Here is a 2,802-nt window from a genome sequence, read left to right as displayed (position 1 = left end):
GGGCGGCGGCGGGCGCCGCAGCAGCGGGCGCAGCGGGCGCGGCAGCCTGTTCGGCCATCGCGGCGGCCCAGTCGTCCTGCGGCTTCAGACCGTCGGCTTGCGTGGGCGGGTTGGCGCGGGATTGTTCGGCGAGCGCGTCGGCCCAGTCGTCGGCCGGGGACGAGCCAGTGCCGGGCTCGTTCTTGTCAGTCATGGTCAGAGGCCTCGTTGGGTTCTGTATCGTGGGTAAACAGGTTTTGTACGCGCAGGGCGTATTGGCCGTTGAAGACGCCGTAGCCGCATTCCATCAGCGGCACGCCGTCGACGTGGGCGATGACGGTTTCAGGCACGTCGACCGGAAGGACGTCGCCGACCTTCAGGCTCATCAGTTCGCGGATCGACGACGGGATGCGGGCAAATTCCGCGACCACGTCGATGTCCGCGCTGCGCACCTGGCGGGAAAGCTGTTGCGACCAGCGCTGATCCACTTCCTCGAGCGTCGTTTCCTGCAGCGGGCGCGTCAGCAGATCGCGCACCGGCTCGATCATGGAGTAGGGCAGGCAGATGTTCAGGTCGCCGCCGGTCGCGCCGAATTCGATGTGGAACGAGGAGACCACCACCACTTCGTTGTTGCCGGTGATGCTGGCGAACTTGGTGTGCATCTCCGAGCGAACGTATTCGAACTCGATCGGATAGACGGGATCCCAGGACTTGCCGTAGCTTTCCAGGGTCAGGTTGAGCAGGCGCCGGATGATGCGCTGTTCGGTGGTGGTGAAGTCCCGGCCTTCAACGCGCGTGTGGTAGCGGCCATCGCCGCCGAACAGGCTGTCGATGACCAGGAACACCAGGTTCGGGTCGTACGTAAAAAGCGCCGTGCCGCGCAGCGGCTTCATCTGAATCATGTTCAGATTGCTGGGAACCGGCAGGTTGCGCTCGAAGTCCGCGTACTTCTGGATCTTGATCGAGCCGACGGTGATGTCGGCGCTGCGGCGCATGAAGTTCAGCAGCACGTTGCGCATGTTGCGCGCAAACCGCTCGTTGATGAGCTCCAGCGTCTGCATGCGGCGGCGCACGACACGCTCGGGCGAGCTCAAGTCGTAGGCACGCGCACCGCCGTTCTGGCCGTCGGATTCCTTTTTACTATCGCTCTCGCCGGTGACGCCGGCTAGCAGCGCATCGACTTCGTCCTGCGAAAGAAATGCCTCGTAGGCCATGCTTATTGCACCACGAACGCCGTGAACAGCACGTCGGTCACGTACTGGCCGTCAGGCAGGGGCGAGAAGGGGCGATTCACCGCCTGCTTGATGGCCGTGATCATGTCGGTCTTGCCTTGCTGCGTCTGCACCGCGGTGGGCGATTGCGACGACAGCACCATCAAAATGCGGCTGCGCACTTCGGGCATGTACTTTTCCAGGCGCGTGCGGGTCTGTTCGTCGCTCACGCGCAGGGTCAGGCCGACGTGCATGATGCGTTCCGTGTCCGCGTTCTGCAGCGTGACGGTGAAGGCTTCAATCGGCACGAAGATCGGCGCGGGCACGGCGATCGGGGTGGCTGACGGCGCGACGAAGGTCGTCGGCGTGGCCTGCGGGCCTTGACCGGCCTGGCCTTGCACGCCGCCGGCCTGACCGGGCTGACCCGGCTGGCCGGGTTGGCCGCCAGGCACCTGGCCCACGCCAAGCTGCACCGGAGCGCCGCCTTGCGGTTGCTGCAGACGCTGCGTGATGAACCAGGTCGCGCCGGCGCTGGCCGCGGCAACCAGCAGCAGCACCAGGATCGCCAGCAGCGGCCGAAGGATGCGGCCAATGCCGCCGGAGGACTTCGCGTCGCGCGCCGGCGCGGGAATGGGTTTGATTGTCGCCATCTGGAGTTCGATGCGTGTTTGCCGCTGGTGAAAACGGATTCTTAGTGGATGAAAGCATTCTGCCCGAATTCACGCCGCCGCTTGGAGGCGAAAAACAGGGCGAAAGCCGCGTATCTCAAGCTATTGCTGCACTGCCCGCATCCGATGCCGGACACGGGCCGCCGGATCATTACGCGAACGTGTCGACCAAAGCGTTGGCGTTGCGCGACACCGTCACCGCAGGCTGCGCGGCATCTGCCCCGCTGTCCGCCACGGCGACGCCGCCGCCTTGCTGACGCTGCGAACCGTTGCCGTTCTGCTGCGCGAATTCCTGCTGCGCGGTTTGTTCACCCACGCTGGTCTGGCCCAGCGAGATGCCGGCCTGGGCGAGCGCCTGCTGCAGCTGCGGAATGGCGACTTCGATCGCCTGGCGTACCGACGCATGCGCCGACACGAACGAGGCGGTGGCCACGCCGTCCGCCAGGTTCAGGCTGACGCGCAGCGGACCGAGGTCCGGCGGATCCAGCCGCAGTTCGGCGGTCTGCATGCCCTGGCGCACGTTGTTGCTCATCATGACCATCTGTTGGCCAAGTTCGGTGCCCCAGTGGGTGGCGCCGACCGGCGTGGCCACTTGCATGACGACGGGGACGATGGGCTGCGCGATGGCGGCCTGGTTGACGACCGGAAGCGCCTGACGCTGCGTGGCGGCGGCCAGCGCGTGGGCCAGTGCTTCCTGCGGATTGGCGCCATGCTGCGGCGCCTGGAATTGCGGGGCCGAGCCGGCCAGCAGGTTGGCCTGATCTTCGTCGGCAACGTGAGCGGGCAGCGCCGGAGCGGCGTCCTTCTGGTCGGCGGGCACGTCGCGGGCGACGCGCGGTAGCGGCAGTTCCGGGACGGCCTTCGAAGCGTCGGCCTTGACCGTCGCCTTGGCGTCGACGGGCGCCTGGGCAACCGGCGCGGAGCCCGGCTTGACAGCGGCAGTG

3 protein-coding genes and 1 pseudogene are annotated in these 2,802 nt (G+C 66.6%); all 4 read right to left on the bottom strand.

The window, feature by feature from the left end:
• Window positions 1-193, bottom strand: a pseudogene (locus B3446_RS19115) (flagellar motor switch protein FliN); the annotation flags it as partial.
• A complete protein-coding gene (gene fliM, locus B3446_RS19110) occupies window positions 186-1,193 on the bottom strand; it encodes a flagellar motor switch protein FliM (protein ID WP_175126262.1) in 1,008 nt (335 codons plus the stop codon). The pseudogene B3446_RS19115 and the gene fliM, both read right to left, overlap by 8 nt.
• 2 nt (window positions 1,194-1,195) lie before the next feature.
• Window positions 1,196-1,840, bottom strand: a complete 645-nt coding sequence (gene fliL, locus B3446_RS19105; RefSeq protein ID WP_291384141.1) for a flagellar basal body-associated protein FliL — start codon at window positions 1,838-1,840, stop codon at window positions 1,196-1,198.
• A gap of 169 nt (window positions 1,841-2,009) precedes the next feature.
• A partial coding sequence (locus B3446_RS19100; RefSeq protein WP_291384140.1) for a flagellar hook-length control protein FliK occupies window positions 2,010-2,802 on the bottom strand: 793 nt, incomplete at its 5' end.

Origin of the sequence: Achromobacter sp. UBA5777, assembly GCF_002418565.1 — a bacterium.
Lineage (GTDB): Bacteria > Pseudomonadota > Gammaproteobacteria > Burkholderiales > Burkholderiaceae_B > Achromobacter > Achromobacter animicus.
The sequence above is the reverse complement of the archived record's forward strand: the minus strand, read 5'-3'. Positions and strand labels throughout refer to the sequence as shown.